The organism is Kutzneria viridogrisea DSM 43870, assembly GCF_000525635.1.
In the GTDB taxonomy this organism is placed as follows: domain Bacteria; phylum Actinomycetota; class Actinomycetes; order Mycobacteriales; family Pseudonocardiaceae; genus Kutzneria; species Kutzneria viridogrisea.
This window is the reverse complement of the sequence record NZ_CP007155.1, coordinates 2,263,223-2,277,709: the sequence shown is the minus strand read 5'-3', so window position 1 is coordinate 2,277,709 and position 14,487 is coordinate 2,263,223. Positions and strand designations below refer to the sequence as shown.

The following is a 14,487-nucleotide window of genomic DNA, read 5'->3' as shown; positions in this document are numbered from 1 at the left end:
GCGGGCCTGTGCGTGGGGCGGGCGTCCGGCTTCGTCATCAACCTGCTGAAGTGAAGCCCAACACCGCTCCCGCCGCCGCCACGAAGAAGCCCGTCGCGGTGTCGACCGTCGCGAACCCGTTGTTGTGGACGAGTTCGCGGGCCTGCCGCACATCGGTCACCGCAACCGTTTGCGCCGCCACGCCTGGCACCGCGGGCGGTTGGCTGCCGGGGAAGATCGCCGCGTACTCCTCCGCCGTCACGATCTCCACCCGGCCGGTCCTGAGCTGGAACGCGTTGTCCCGCGCCGGGCGGTCCAACATCAGCTCGTACCTCGCCGTGTACTCGTCCCGCTCCGCCGCCGGCACCACCAGGTAGACCGCCTCCAGGCCCCGCGCCCCGTTGGCGTGCACCAGGTAGCGCTGCTGGTGCACGTACTGCCGGGTCAGGTGCTCCGCCGTGTGCATGATGCCCTCCGGTGTGCGGGCCCGATCGATGTGCACGCTCCTCGCCCGCACCGTTCGCACCCCGTCCGGCGTGTCCACGTCGCGTTGCAAGTTCAGCACTCCCGAACTCGACAGCCCCACCGCCCTGAGCCGCCGCTCCGCCGCCTCCGAGTCGTGGCAACCGAACGAGTAGCCGTGCAACCCGTTGTACCGGTCCACCAACGGCCTCACCCGCCACGGGTCCGGTGCCGACTCGTCCACCACGCCGATCAGCTCGATGAACGATTCCCCGAACAACGCACAGCGGTTCGCCGTGCAACTCGGCACCAGCGGGCCGCCCGCTCGTTCCGTCACGAAGTGCCGCGACTCCGGGCTCAACGTGAACCCCAACTGCTCGTACGCCCGCCACGCCGCCCCGAAGTCGCGCGTGATGAACACGGTGTGGTCCAGGTAGTCGATGTCCATGCCCCGACCCTGCCCAGCACCCGGCACGCCCTCCAGCCGCAGCCACCAGCCCGGCGAATTCCGACGGGGTGAGGGGGTCAGGTCGCGGATTCCGTCACGGAGAGCAGTTCGGCGCGGTTGTGCACGCCGAACTTGCGGTAGAGGCGGGTGAGGCTGGCCTCGACGGCCTTGACGGAGAGGTAGAGGTCGACGGCGATCTGGCGGTTGGTGGCGCCGGAGCGGACGAGTTCGATGAGCCGCTGCTCGGCGTCGGTGACGGGGGTGTCGGCGGCGGACAGGCGGGCGAGTTCGTGCTCGGCGAACCGCTGCCAGGGCACGCAGCCGCAGCCGGTGAACAGGTCGAGCGCGCGGCGTGCGGCGGCGGTGGCGGCGGCACGGCGACGGGCACGGCGTTCCACAGTGGACAGTGCGAGCCAGGCGCGGGCCAGTTCGAGCGGGTAGGGGTGCCGCTCGGGCAGAGCGGCGCGCAGCCGGTCGGCGGCCTCGCGGCTGTCGCCGAGCAGGGCCTCGGCACGGTCGAGGCCGAGCCGCACGACCCAGCGGCCCATCCGGTCCGCGCGGGCCCGCGCATCCTTGATGATCTCACCGGCCTGTCCCGGCTCACCGGTCAGCGCGAGGCATTCGGCCAGATCAGCGTCGATCATGAAGAAGGCGGGGTCCTGGTACCCGATGTCGTGCAACGTGGTTCGCGCGCGGTCGAACACGCGGACAGCGGGCTCGTACTCGCGCAGCAGCACGTGCGCACGGCCGCGCATGCCGAGGGCATAGGCGAGCCACTCGCGGTCGTGCACGTGCTCGCCCGAGGCGATCGCGGCGTCGAGCAGTTCGGCGGCGGCCTCGGCGGTCCCGGTGTTGAGCTGACCGGCCGCGCGCATCGTGAGCCCGGGCCCCGGCGTGGGCTCGATGTCGGCGCGCAGCAGGCCGCCGGTCTCGGCGAACTCCGCCGCACGGGCGCACAGACCGGCTCGCTCGTGCACCGAGGTGCAGGCGTACAGCACCGAGCACAGCTCGTGCATCCGGCCGCTTCGCTCCACTTCGGACAGCGCCTTGGCGGCGGCGTCCACGGCCTCGTCGGTCTGCCCGCGGCGCAGCAGGGTCACGACGGCGGCCAGCCTGGCGTGCACCGCCGCCTGGGTGACGCCCACCCCGTCGGCAGCGAGGTTGGCCCGCAGCACGAGCTCCCAGGCGAGCGGCTCATCCCGTTGCAGCTCAATGGGTATGCGCAGGGCCAGCACCTGGAGGAGCAGGTCCTGGTCGCGGACCATCTCGGCGAACTCCTGCGCGGCGACGAGTTCGTCCACGGCGACCAGCGGACGTCCCTGGCGCACGGCCAGTTCCGCGCGGTAGCGGTGCACCCAGCCGACGAGTCCGGGCTCGTCGCCCGCGTCCTCGGCGGCGGCTTCGAGCAACGGGGCGACCGAGGACTTGTCATGCCCGGCGAGTTCCCACAGCAGCAGCCGAGCCCGGACCCGCGCTTCGTGGTGCACGCCGCGAATCGCCGCCTGACAACAGAATCGCGCGTCGTCGGTGAGTCCCGCGGCGTAGGCGTGCCGGGCGGCCTCCAGCCACAGCAGGCCGATCTCCGGATCGTCGGCGGGCGTGTGACTGGCCGCGAGGCGGCACAGCTCGGCAGCGGCAGCCGGGGCGCCGCGTCCACGTGCGAGAGTCGCCGCGGCTAGGAGTTCCTTGGACAGCAACGGATCCGCGCCGACAGTGGCGAGGGCGCGGTGGCGAGCCTGACGCAGTGGATCGTCCACATGGGAGGCGAGCAGCTCATGTGCGCGACGACGCTCGGCGGGGCTGGCGTCACCGTAGACGAGCTCGGCCAACAGCGGGTGGCTGAACCGGATCGTGCCATCGGAGCTGACGACCAGCACACCGGCCTCGACCGCGGCGGTCACGGCGGGATCGCCGGCGACCTGCACCTCACCGTCCGCGGCGATCGCGAGCAACACCGGGCGACACTGCTCGGGCAGGCTGGCCAGCCGGTCGGCGACCAGGGAACGCAGCCGGTCAGGCACCGGCAGCGGTCTGTCCAACCAGGACTGACTGCCGCCGCGTTGCAGCATGCGCCCCAGTTCCAGGGCGTAGAAGGGGTTGCCACCGCTGGCCTTGCGCACCCTGCTGAGCGCGGTACCGGTGAGTGCGAGCCCGAGCCTGGACCGCAACAGCTCGGCGATCACCCCGTCGGGCACCCCGTCCAGTTCGATCTCGCTGACCGGCGGTGGGCACACGGCGGTGCCGACCAGCTCGGCACCGGGTGCGGCGCGCTCAGCGACCAGCACCCGCACGCGGTGACCGCCGATCCGCCGCGCGGCGAAGCGGAGCACGTCCAGGCTCGCCTGGTCCAGCCACTGCACGTCGTCCAGGGCGAGCAGCACGGGCCGGTCGGCGGCCAGCACGCGCAGCAGGTCCACCACGGCCAGCCGAACGGCGAGCATGTCCATTGTGGACCCGTAGGTGGTGCTGGTGCGCAGCAGCGCGGTGTCCAGCGCGGCCCTCAGGTGGCCGGAAAGCCGTTGCCCGTACTCGTTCAGGTGCGGGCCGAACAGGTCGATCAGGGCCACGTGCGGCAGCAGCACCTCGGTGGCCCCCGAGGTGCTGCGCAGCACCAGCTCGCCCTCCTCGGCGGCCTCGGCGGCGAGCGCGTCGAGCAGCGTGGACTTGCCGACACCCGCCGGTCCGTGCAGCAGCACACCGCCCTCGGCGAGCCCGGCGCGGCACCGGGCCAGCACCTCACGGCGCCCCAGGACGTTCCCATGCGGGTTCACGCATAGGAAAATAACTCGCAGCGGCCCGGAACTGGAAGCCCCGGGCCGCTGCGCCGTGTGGCGGTATCAGCTCAGCGACACGTCGTCGAGCAGGAAGTTGGTTGCCAGATAGGCATCCTCCACCCCGTAGAAGCGCAGGGTGACGTTCTGCCCCCTGTAGCCGGACAGGTCCACGGTGCGCAGCACGTAGCCGCTGCTCACGTTGGCGTTGGAGTAGGTCGCCAGCGTCGTGCCGTTGACCTGCACCTGGAGCGTGTCGTAGGCGGTGCTACCGGACTCCTGCGTGCTGATCGCCAGGTAGAACGACAGCTTGGGGGCGCCGCTGTTCGGGACCGTCACCGTTTGCGTGATGTACTCCGTGGCGGTACTGCCGTTGCCCAGCAGCCACGCGTAGTACGAGCCGCCGTGCGCGGCGCTGTTCGCGCTGTTGGTGACCACGTTCGACCCGCCCCAGCCGTTCTGCCCTGCCTCGAAGCCACCGTTGGTGATCGCGTTGCCACCGGGCGGAGTCGAGGTGGTGGTGGTCGTCGGCGGGGTGGTGGGCGTGGTGGTGGGCGGCGGCAGTGCGGTGCCCACGTTGACCGCGGCCCAGGCCACGCTGACCAGGTAGCGCTCCGTGCTGCCGCTGCCGTACAGGTCCGCCGCCGCGTTCAGGGTCGCCGTGCGGGCGGCCGCGTAGTTGGTGGTGGAGGTCATGTACGTGGTCAGCGCGCGGTAGTAGATCGCCGCGGCCTTGTCCCGGCCGATGCCTGCGAAGCTGGTGTTGTTGCAGGTGGTGCCGTTGTGCGACTTGCCACCGATGGTCTTCGCACCGGTGCCCTCGGCGGCCAGGTAGAAGAAGTGGTTGCCGATGCCGGAGGAGTAGTGCACGTCCACCGAGCCCGCGTTGCTGCTCCAGCAGGACAGGCTGCTGCCGTCCACGGACGGGTTGTCCATCCGCCGGAAGTAGCCGCTGGGCATGTTCAGCTGCTCGCCGATGTAGTAGTTGCCCGGGTCCCTGGAGTTGTTGGCGTAGAACTCCACCATGGTGCCGAAGATGTCGCTGGTCGCCTCGTTGAGGCCGCCGGACTCGCCCGAGTAGTTCAGGTTCGCGGTGGCGGCGGTGACCCCGTGCGTCATCTCGTGCCCGGTGACGTCGATGCCGATCACCGGCGTGTTGCCGTTGCTGGAGTTGCCGTCCCCGAACACCATGCAGAAGCAGCTGTCGTCGTAGAAGGCGTTGAGCAGGTTGGTGTCGGTGTGCACGTACGCCGTGGCGCCCTGCCCGTCGTTGCGGATGCCGGTGCGGCCGAACGTGTTCTTGTAGTAGTCCCAGGTCTTGGCCAGGCCGTAGTTGCCGTCGACCCCCGCGGAGGCCCGGTCGCTGTTGCTGCCGTTGCCCCAGACGTTGTCCGAGTCGGTGTACAGCGTGGCGCGGCTACTGGGCGAGCTCTGCGGGCTGTTGTGCGCGTCGTAGATCGCGGTGTTGCCCCGGTTGGGGTCGATCATGACGTACTGGCCGCCCTGCTGGGAGGTGTCGATGTTGACCTGACCGTCCAGCACGCCGTTACCGGTGGCGCGGTGCTCCTGGTGGTAGCGGTCGAGCAGCTCGCCGCTGGCCGCGTCGGAGATGACCACCTCGCGGCCGTCCGTGCCGTCCACGGTGCTGCGGTAGGCCAGGACTGGCTTGTGGTTCGCCGCGTAGACGACCAGCTCGGAGCCGGTGGTGCGGCCCGCGGTGAGCTTCGCGGCCCGGTCGCCCACCTGCTGGGTGCTCAGCTTGGGCGCGGTGCTCGGCACGGTGATCGTATCTCCGGAGGCCCGGTCCACGGTGGCGATCGAGCCGTCCGGCGTGCGGTGCACGATCAGGTCGCCGCCCAGGACGGCGAGGTTGTCGTAGGTGCGGTCGTAGCGCACGTTGCGCGCGCCGTTGGTGTCGATCACGACGTCCTTGGCGCGCAGTTGCTCCTTCGCGCCGAGGTGCAGGGCCTTGGCCGTGGTGGCGGCCTCGTCCTGGGCGGTCCGCAACGCCTGCGCCCGCTGGTCAGGGCTGAGCGGTCTGGCGCCCGTGGTCGGGGCGGACTGGGGCTGGGCATCGGCCTGGGAGGTCGTCCCGATGGCCGTGCCGGTCACCCCGAGCACCGCGGCGACGGCGGCCACCGTCGCCACTATTACCTTGCGTGACATGGTTCTCGTTCCTCCATCGGACCCGCTTGGCAGGGGGTTCTCGGGTCCGTCAGGAGGGACGGTAAGTAGCACCTGTGGGCCTGGGCGAAGGGTGCGGGCGGGGTCAAGGGTTGGTCAAGGGTGAGCTGCGGGGGGCGGAACCCTACTCGGCCCGGGCCGACAGCACCGCCATCGCGGCGTTGTGGCCGGGGATGCCGCTCACCCCTCCCCCACGGCGCGCACCGGCACCGCAGAGCAGCACGCGGGGATGCGCGGTCTCGACGCCCCAGGTGCCGACCTGCTCGGGCTCCTCGGCGTACGGCCAGGACAGGTCGCGGTGGAAGATGTGCCCGGCGGGCAGCCCGAGGGCCTGTTCGAGGTCGAGCGGGGTCTTGGCCTCGACGCAGGGACGGCCGTCACGATCGGTCCACAGGCAGTCCTCGATCGGCTCGGCAAGCACGCTGTTGAGCGAGGCCAAGGTCGCGGCAAGCGCCTGCCCGCGAGCACGCCCGTTGTCGGCGGCGAACAGCCGGGCGGGCATGTGCAGGCCGAACAGGGTCAGGGTGTGTGCGCCGGGTTCGGCCACAATGGACGGATCGGCGAGCGAGTGACAGTAGATCTCGCACGGGGGCAGGTCGGGGATGTGCCCGGCGGCGGCCTGGGTGTAGGCGGTGGCGAGTTGTTCGTACGACTCGTTGACGTGGAAGGTGCCGCCGAACGCCTCGGTGGGGTCCACGCGTGAGTCGCGCAGTCTTGGCAGGCGCTTGAGCACCATGTTCACCTTGAGCTGGGAGCCCTCGGCAGCGGACCCGGTGAACGGCTCGCCGAGCAACCGGGCAAGCGCCTGCGGCGAGGCGTTGACCAGCACGTGGTCGGCGTGCACCACGTGCTCGGCGCCCCCGGTCAGGTAACGGACCTCGCCGTCAGGGGTGATGCCGGTGACCTCGGCGCCGGTCTCCAGGCGGGCACCGGCCGCGAGGGCGACCCGGGCCAGTTCGGCGGTGACGGTGCCCATGCCGCCGACCGGCACGTCCCAGTCGCCGGTCCCGTTGCCGATCACGTGGTAGAGCAGGCAGCGGTTCTGCCGCAGCAGCGGGTCCTCGGCGGGCGCGAAGGTGCCGATCAGCCCGTCGGTGAGCACCACCCCGCGCACGACCTCGTGGTCGAAGGCGTTCTCCAGTACGGAACTGAGGGGCTCCTCGAACAGCGCACGCCAAGCCTGTTCGTCGGCGATCCGGGCGCGCAGTTGCTCGCGGCTGGGCAGGGGCTGGGTCAGCGTCGGGAACACGTGCCGGGCCACCGAGCCGGTCATCCGGTAGAAGCGCTGCCACGCCTGGAAATCGGTGATCCCGCCCGTGAAGTCCACAAAGGACCCAGCGGTGCGCACGGCGCTCTGGTTGTCCACGAGCAGCCCACCGGAGCCGACCGGGGTGTACGAGGACACGTCCCGTCGGCGCAGCACGAGGTTCAGCCCCAGGTCGGCGATGATCTGCTTGGGCAGCAGGCTGACCAGGTAGCTGTAGCGGGAGAGCCGGACGTCCACGCCGGGGAAGGCGGGCGCGGACACGGCAGCACCACCGAGGTTGTCCAGGCGCTCCAACACCTGCACCGACAGACCGGCCCGTGCCAGGTACGCCGCGGCGACCAGCCCGTTGTGACCGCCGCCGACCACGACCACGTCCACGGCTCAGCCCTTCACCCGGCGGCCGGACTTCCAGACCCCGACCACGTGGTCGGGATCGGCGAGGGCCGAGATGTCGGCGATCGGGTCGGCGTCCAGCGTGATCAGGTCGGCCTCGTGGTCGGCACGGAGCTGACCGGTTCGCGGGGCCTGCGGGCCGACGGTGAGCGGCCCGTTCGCGGTGGCCGCCTCAATGGCCTGCAACGGGGTGAAACCCAGTGACACCAACAGGCTCAGCTCGCGGGCGTTGCTGCCCCACGCGCTGGGGGCAGCGGGTGAACTGGCGACCACGTCGGTGCCGGTGGCGAAGGTGACGCCCTTCGAGTGGGCCAGGGCGACGGCCTGCGCGTGCTGGTCGGCCAGGGCGGCGAGCTTGGTGGCGGCGTAGGGCGGCATGGTGTGCGAGGCGGCCAGCAGGTCGTCGATGATCAGCCGGGTGGCGACCAGCACGGCGCCGGTCTCCAGCATCGCGTCGCAGGCCTCCTCGTCCAGGTAGGAGCCGTGCTCGATGGTGCGCACCCCGGCCTCCAGCGCGGCCATGATGCCCGCCTTGCCGTGGCAGTGCGCGGCGACGACCCGTTCGGCCATGCCCGCGACCTCCACGACGGCGCGCATCTCGGCCACCGTGAACTGCTGGTGCATCGGATGGTCTACTTCGGACAGAACCCCGCCGGAGGCGCAGACCTTGATCACCCGCGCGTTCCTGCGGAGCTGTTCCCTGGTGGCCTTCATGCACTCGTCGACCCCGTCGCAGAGCCGGAAGTCGGCTCCGGTCATGGACAGGTCGTGCATCCACTCCAGCGGCACGGCGTGCACGTCGCCGTGCCCGCCGGTGGTGCTGAGCACGGCGCCGGCCGCGTAGACGGTCGGCCCCTCGATCGTGCCCTCCTCCACGGCGCGTGCCACGTGCACACCGATGCCGCCGACCTCGCGCACGGAGGTGATCCCGGCGTCCAGCGCGGCGCGCAGGTCGCGGGCACAGCGGGCGCCCCTGGTGGCCAACGGTTCCGTGGTCAGCACCTGGAGGTTCATGCCGCTGCTGGGCGGCAGCCCCATCAGGTGGCTGTGGCAGTCCCACAGGCCGGGCAGCACGGCGGCTGCCCGGCTCGTGGTGGTCACCGGCACCTCGGGGGCCTGCGCGGCCGGTCCCGCGTAGTGGATGCGCCCGCCCTCGAACAGCACGCAGCCCTCGGCAACGGGCTCGCCGCGGCCGGGGATCAGCAGGTCCGCGTCGATCCGTTCCACGCCGCGCTCCTCGTCAGTGCTGGGAGAGCTGCTCCACCCGTTCGTGCAACTGGGTGAGGAAGGTCTCCGACTCGGGCTTCATCAACACACTGCGTACCACTCGGGTGCCGTCGCTGTCGACCGTGACCTCGGGGCGGCGCGCGGTGAACGCGGCCGCGTCGGCGCGGAGCACGCTGAGGAACACCGGGTCCTGGTCGGCTTCCATGCCGCGGCGCATCAGCTCCTCGGAGGCCTTGTCGATCGCGGACAGCGAAAGCGGTGCCGTGCGCGGGAAGTACGTGACGATGTCCAGTCCGGGCCGCTGGTACAGCTCCAGGTGCTCGGACTGCTCGATCAGCTCCGACCAGCGCAGCGCGGCCCGTCGGCCCGCGGCGAGCACCGCGCCGAGGCCGTTGCGGGTCAACGGGAGCAGTTGCAGGGTCACCCAGAACGCGGCGGCCGAGGCGCCGGCGCGGGAGCACTCCAGGCTGATCTCGCCCAGGTGCAGCTCGTCGGAGGTGAAGTAGGTGTACGGCGAGTCGTGCACGTAGAACTGGCCGACAGCGGGGTCGCGGAACAGCACCGCTCCGCAGCCGTAGGGCTGCAACCCGTGCTTGTGCGGGTCGACCACGATCGAGTCGCAGTGCCGGATCGCCCGCCACGGCTCGGGATCGATGCCCAGGTCGCCCGCGATGAGGGTGAAGAAGCCGCCGTACGCGGCGTCCACGTGGATGCGGAACTCGTAGCGCTCACGCAGCTTGACGACCTCGTGCACGGGGTCGACCACACCCAGGCCGGTGGTACCCGCGGTGACCACGACCGTGCCGATCTCTCCCTTGCGCAGCAATGACTCCAGCGCGTCCACGTCCATGCGGCCGAGCCCGTCCACCGGCACGCTGGCGGTCCGCACGCCGAGCACGCGGCACATCCTGGCATGGGTGTAGTGGCTCTCCGCGCTGAAGGCGACCCCCTTGTCGGGGTGAAGTTCCCTTGCCACGAAAAGAGCTTCGAGGTTGGCCATGGTGCCGCTGGAGGTCAGGTGGCCCAGGTGCTCGGTGTAGCCGAACATCGCGGCGAGCTGGCGCACCGCCTCGCGTTCCAGCTGCGCGGTGGCCGGTCCGCCGTCCAGCGCGTGGTTGTTGGGGTTGATCAGCTGCCCGGCGAGGTAGCCGGCGATGGCGGCGGGGTGCGGCGGCTTGAGCATCTGCCCGGCGTAGCGCGGGTGGAAGAACGGGTAGTTGTCCCGCAGCCGCTCGGCGAGCCGGTCGAGCACGTCCTCGACCCGGCCGCCGGGTACCTGGAGGGCGGGGTGCACCGGGTGCGGACCGAACTCCTGGGTCCACTTCTGGTGGTTGGCCATCACCCGGTCCAGCCACTGCCGGAGGTCGAGCCACTGCTGGAGGTCCACCGCGATCTCCTCTGAGGGGGCTTACATGTGGTAGGCGTACTCCCGGAACTCCCAGTCGGTGACCCACTGCCGGTAGCGCGCCACCTCGGCGCGCTTGAACGTGCTGTAGGAGGTCACGAACTGCTTGCCCAGCAAGGATTGCAGCGCCGAATCGGCTTCCAGTTCGTCGAGTGCGGCGGTCAACGTCATCGGAAGCACGGCCGTGGTGCTCACGTCGTAGCCGTAGCCCTGCAACGGGGCGGGCGGCTCGGTGGCCTCCTCGATGCCCAGCCGCATCGCGGCCAGCACACCGGCGTAGACCAGGTACGGGTTCGCGGAGGCGTCGGGCAGGCGGACCTCGACACGGGTGCCCTCGCCGCGCTCGGGCGGTACGCGCACCATCGCGCTGCGGTTGTCCAGGCCCCAGTCGATCAGCCACGGCGCGAGCGTGTCCGGGCCGAACCGCTTGTAGGAGTTGACGGTCGGGTTGGTCAGGGCGGTCAGCGCGGGCGCGTGCCGCAGCACCCCGGCCAGCGCGTGCCGCAGCAGCCGGGACAGGCCGTGCGGGGCGGCCGGGTCGTCGCCGAGGTTGCGGCCGGCGGGGTCGGTGAGCGAGACGTGCAGGTGGAAGCCCGAGGCCCCGTGCTCGGTGAACGGCTTGGCCATGAAGGTGGCCAGCCTGCCCTGGCGGCGGGCCAGGTCCTTGACGGCGGACTTGAACCGGAACGCCCGGTCGGCAGAGGAGAGCGCGGGCCCGTGCGTCAGGTTGATCTCGAACTGGCCGGGGAAGTACTCGTGGTTGCCGCCGAGCACGCCGAGCCCGAAGTCGCGCAGCTGCCGCAGGGTGGCGGTCAGGTGGCCGTCCGGGTCGCCCTTGCTGCCGCTGACGTAGATGTTGCCCGGTTCGGGCGAGTACGGGGTGAAGCCGCCGCGGCCGTCCGGCTCACACAGGAAGTACTCCAGCTCGGGGCCGACCACGGCCTGGTGACCGAGCGTGTCCAGCACCCTGGCGAGCAGCCCGCGCGAGGACTCGGGGGCCTCGGGAGCGTCGCCGAGGCAGCTGGCCACCCCGGGCTCCCAGGGCACCGGCCGCAGCGTGTCCAGATCGGGCAGCACGGTGATGTCGGGCAGGCCCGCGTCCAGTCCACCGGGCACCTCGACCGTCTGGCCGAGCGGGCTGGTGTGGTAGACCGCCCGGCAGAAGGCCACCCCGCGCTCCACGGCGGCGGGCAGCTCCTCCAGCAGTAGTTCCTTGGACCGCTCGGTGCCCATCAGGTCGGCGAAGCCCACCCGCACCACGTCGATCCCGCGCGCCGCGAGTTCCTCGACGACCCGCTGAACCGCCATACCGACCTCCGCGCTCGTTTGGTTCCGAACTATAGAGCCGTAGCGGTGCGCCAACAAGACCGATATCGTACGTACCCAAACGACCTACGGCGGGAGTGACCATGCGCGGATTCCTCTACCCACGGACCGGGACCGGTCGTGCCTCACTCATCCCACCGCCGCCGTGGCACTACAGCGGGGACCTGCTCACCGTGGAGTACCGCACCGACCCGGCCAAGGTCGCCGCCCTGCTGCCCGAACCACTCAGCCCCGCCGACCACGAGCCCGGGGCGGTCGCGGTGATCTGGGCCGACTGGCAGTCCTGCTCGGAGGGGGGCGAGGAGCTGCTGGACCCGGTGCGTTCGCAGTACAAGGAGTGCTTCGTGGTGGTGCGCTGCCAGTACGCCGGGCAGACCTACTCCCGGTGCGTGTTCATCTGGGTGGACAAGGACTTCGCCATCGCGCGCGGCCTGCACCAGGGCTATCCCAAGAAGCTGGGGTCGATCCACCAGACCCGGCCGCACCCCTACGGGCCCGCGCCGCGCATCGAGGCGGGGGCCCGGTTCGGCGCGACCCTGGCGGCCGGGGACCGGCGGCTGGCCGAGGCGGTGCTGCGCCTGGAGCGGCCCAGCGAGCACAACGGGTTCGTCAACGGCCACCCGATGGCCCACCACCGCTGGCTGCCCAGCGTGGTCAAGGGCGAGCCGGACAGCCTCAACGAGCTGATCCGCTCCGGGGCGGCGGTGGTGACGGCCGGGCAGGCCTGGTCGGGCAGCGCCGAACTGCGGCTGTTCGACTCGCCCACCGAGGAGCTGGCGGAGCTGACCGTGGAGGAGCCGCTGGGCGCCTACTACCGGCAGATCGGCGTGACCTGGGACGGCGGCACCGTGCTGGCCTGAGCCGCCGCGACCAGTTGCCGGAACAGGCCGTCCTGGCTCGGGGTGTCCTCGGGGTGCCACTGGACCCCGAGGAACCAGCCCGCCGGGTCGGCCAGCCGCAGCGCCTCGACCGTGCCGTCGGCGGCGTGCGCGACCGGCACGAGCCCGGCGCCGAGCTGGTCCACCCGCTGGTGGTGGTAGCAGGACACCTCCTGCTCGCCCCAGGTGCTGGTCACGGTGTGCACGAGGTGCCGGTGCGGGCTGGCCATGTGCTGCTCCAGCGTGCCGCCCAGGGCCACGTTGACCACCTGCATCCCCCGGCACACCGCGAGCAGCGGTCGACCGGTGCGCAGCGCCCAGCGGGCCACCGCCAGGTCGAACTCGTCCTGCTCGGCGTCCACGTCGTACACGGACTCGTCCCGGCTCGCGTGGCCGTAGCGACTCGGGTCCAGGTCACCGCCGCCGGGCAGCAGCACGCCCTCGGCGAAGGCGAACCGCTCGTCCAGCTCGGCGCCGTCCGGGTGCACGGTCAGCGGCTCGCCCCCGGCGCGCAGCACGGCCCCGGACAGCGCGCGTGCGGTCACCACCGCGCCGTAGCGCAGTGCCGATGCGCTGGCCGAGAACCGGGCCGGGATGACGATCAGCGGTCGCTTCACGGCAGTGCGATCCAGGTCGTCTTGAGCTCGGTGAACTTCTCCAGCGCGTGCGCCGACTTGTCCCGGCCGTGCCCGGACAACTTGGTGCCACCGAAGGGAACCGTCAGGTCGCCCTCCTCGTAACAGTTGACCCACACGGTGCCTGCCTTCAGCTCGCGCGAAGTCCGGTGCGCCACACCGAGATCACGGGTCCATACTGCGGCGGCCAGCCCGTAGTCGTTGTCCTGGGCCAAGTTCAGCGCCTCCTCGACGGTGTCGAAGGTCAGCACCGACAGCACCGGCCCGAAGACCTCCTCACGCGCCAGGGCCATGTCCGGCCGCACCTCGTCGAACACGGTCGGTTCCAGGTAGCAGCCGGTGGCCGGTCCACCGCCCGCGCGCAGCCTGGCCCCGTCGTCGACCGCCCGCTCGATGTGCCGCTGGACCCCGGCCAGGTGCTCGGCACTGACCAGTGGCCCCATCCGCGTCGCGGGGTCGAGCGGGTCGCCGGGCGCGAACTCGGCCGCCCGCTCCAGCAACCGCCGCACGACCTGGTCGGCGACGGAGCGCTGCACGATCAGCCGGGAGCCCGCCGTACACATCTGGCCCGCGTTGAAGAAGATCGCCCACGCGGCGGAGTCGGCGGCGGCGTCCAGGTCGGGGGCGTCGGCGAACACCAGGTTGGGCGACTTGCCGCCCAGCTCCAGCCAGACCTGCTTGAGGTTGGAATCCGCCGAGTAGCGCTGGAAGTGCCGCCCGACCTCGGTGGACCCGGTGAAGGTCACCACGTCCACCCCGGGGTGCAGGCCGAGCGCGCGCCCGGTGACCGGCCCCGGCCCGTTGAGCACACCGAGCACACCCTCGGGCAGCCCGGCCTCGGTGGCCAACGCGGCCAGGTGCAGCGCGGACAGCGGGGACTGCTCGGCCGGTTTCAGCACAACCGTGCACCCGGCGGCCAGCGCGGGCGCGAGCTTCCACGCGGCCATCGTCAGCGGGAAGTTCCACGGCACCACGGCCGCGACCACGCCGATCGGCTCGCGGGTCACCAGCGCGAGTGAGCCCGGCTCGGTACCCGGCACCTCGCCCGCGGTCTTGTCCGCCAACTCGGCGTACCAGCGGAAGGTCTTCACCACGGCGGCCAGCTCGATGCCGTACGAGTCGCTGATCGGCTTGCCCATCTCCAGCGCGATCGTCGTGGCCAACTGGGCCCGATCCCGCTCCACCAGCTCGGCGAGCCGGTACAGGTGCGCGGCCCGCTCACGCGGGTGCAGCCGGGGCCACGGGCCGTGGTCGAACGCCCGCCGGGCGCTGGCCACCGCCCGGTCGACGTCCCGCTCCCCCGCCGTGGCCACCTCGGCCAGCACCGCCCCGTCGCGCGGGGAGACCACCGGCAGGCTCGCGCCGTCCACGGGGTCGGTGAAGCCGCCGTCCAGGTAGAGGCCGGTGGGGTGGGTCAGCCCGGCGGCGACACCGGTCCAGTCGGCTGCCGTGTGCATGGCACCTCCGTGTCTTGACCGCGTCATCGCAGCCCCGTACGTTTGGGTTCAAACG

At 71.5% G+C, this 14,487-nt stretch carries 10 protein-coding genes; 1 reads left to right on the top strand and 9 read right to left on the bottom strand.

Going from position 1 to position 14,487, the window contains the following annotated elements:
* Positions 1–37: 37 nt before the first annotated feature.
* The 7 genes from KALB_RS10300 to KALB_RS10270 form a co-directional block, all read right to left on the bottom strand.
* Complete coding sequence (locus KALB_RS10300) at positions 38–889, bottom strand: VOC family protein (protein WP_025355639.1); 852 nt, start codon at positions 887–889, stop codon at positions 38–40.
* A gap of 77 nt (positions 890–966) precedes the next feature.
* Positions 967–3,660 carry an AAA family ATPase gene (locus KALB_RS10295; protein ID WP_081789277.1) on the bottom strand — a complete coding sequence of 898 codons (2,694 nt, stop codon included), beginning with the start codon at positions 3,658–3,660 and terminating at the stop codon, positions 967–969.
* A 66-nt stretch (positions 3,661–3,726) separates the two neighbouring features.
* On the bottom strand, positions 3,727–5,826 hold the full coding sequence (locus tag KALB_RS10290; protein ID WP_025355637.1) for a M4 family metallopeptidase: 2,100 nt from the start codon (positions 5,824–5,826) through the stop codon (positions 3,727–3,729).
* A gap of 142 nt (positions 5,827–5,968) precedes the next feature.
* Positions 5,969–7,489, bottom strand: coding sequence for a phytoene desaturase family protein (locus KALB_RS10285; protein WP_025355636.1), 1,521 nt, complete (start codon positions 7,487–7,489; stop codon positions 5,969–5,971).
* Positions 7,490–7,492: 3 nt separating this feature from the next.
* Complete coding sequence (locus KALB_RS10280; RefSeq protein WP_025355635.1) at positions 7,493–8,731, bottom strand: metal-dependent hydrolase family protein; 1,239 nt, start codon at positions 8,729–8,731, stop codon at positions 7,493–7,495.
* 13 nt (positions 8,732–8,744) lie between these two features.
* Positions 8,745–10,070, bottom strand: coding sequence for a pyridoxal phosphate-dependent decarboxylase family protein (locus KALB_RS10275; protein ID WP_030107746.1), 1,326 nt, complete (start codon positions 10,068–10,070; stop codon positions 8,745–8,747).
* A gap of 69 nt (positions 10,071–10,139) precedes the next feature.
* On the bottom strand, positions 10,140–11,444 hold the full coding sequence (locus KALB_RS10270; RefSeq protein ID WP_025355633.1) for a glutamine synthetase family protein: 1,305 nt from the start codon (positions 11,442–11,444) through the stop codon (positions 10,140–10,142).
* A 101-nt stretch (positions 11,445–11,545) separates the two neighbouring features.
* Here KALB_RS10270 and KALB_RS10265 point away from each other — a divergent pair, with 101 nt between their 5' ends.
* Entirely contained in the window at positions 11,546–12,322 is a 777-nt protein-coding gene (locus tag KALB_RS10265) for an acetoacetate decarboxylase family protein (RefSeq protein WP_025355632.1), read from the top strand.
* On the opposite strand, the gene KALB_RS10260 is transcribed toward KALB_RS10265, so the two are convergent.
* Both KALB_RS10260 and KALB_RS10255 read right to left on the bottom strand, forming a co-directional pair.
* Positions 12,274–12,957, bottom strand: coding sequence for a gamma-glutamyl-gamma-aminobutyrate hydrolase family protein (locus tag KALB_RS10260; RefSeq protein WP_025355631.1), 684 nt, complete (start codon positions 12,955–12,957; stop codon positions 12,274–12,276). The genes KALB_RS10265 and KALB_RS10260 overlap by 49 nt on opposite strands.
* Positions 12,954–14,432, bottom strand: coding sequence for an aldehyde dehydrogenase (locus KALB_RS10255; RefSeq protein ID WP_025355630.1), 1,479 nt, complete (start codon positions 14,430–14,432; stop codon positions 12,954–12,956). The genes KALB_RS10260 and KALB_RS10255 overlap by 4 nt, the downstream gene beginning before the upstream one ends.
* Between the last annotated feature and the right edge of the window lie 55 nt (positions 14,433–14,487).

Bases quoted from the DNA above. Each gene is read 5' to 3' on its own strand.
- KALB_RS10255 (WP_025355630.1), bottom strand. From the start codon at position 14,432: ATGCACACGGCAGCCGACTGGACCGGTGTCGCCGCCGGGCTGACCCAC.
- KALB_RS10300 (WP_025355639.1), bottom strand. From the start codon at position 889: ATGGACATCGACTACCTGGACCACACCGTGTTCATCACGCGCGACTTC.
- KALB_RS10275 (WP_030107746.1), bottom strand. From the start codon at position 10,070: ATGGCCAACCACCAGAAGTGGACCCAGGAGTTCGGTCCGCACCCGGTG.
- KALB_RS10290 (WP_025355637.1), bottom strand. From the start codon at position 5,826: ATGTCACGCAAGGTAATAGTGGCGACGGTGGCCGCCGTCGCCGCGGTG.
- KALB_RS10265 (WP_025355632.1), top strand. From the start codon at position 11,546: ATGCGCGGATTCCTCTACCCACGGACCGGGACCGGTCGTGCCTCACTC.
- KALB_RS10270 (WP_025355633.1), bottom strand. From the start codon at position 11,444: ATGGCGGTTCAGCGGGTCGTCGAGGAACTCGCGGCGCGCGGGATCGAC.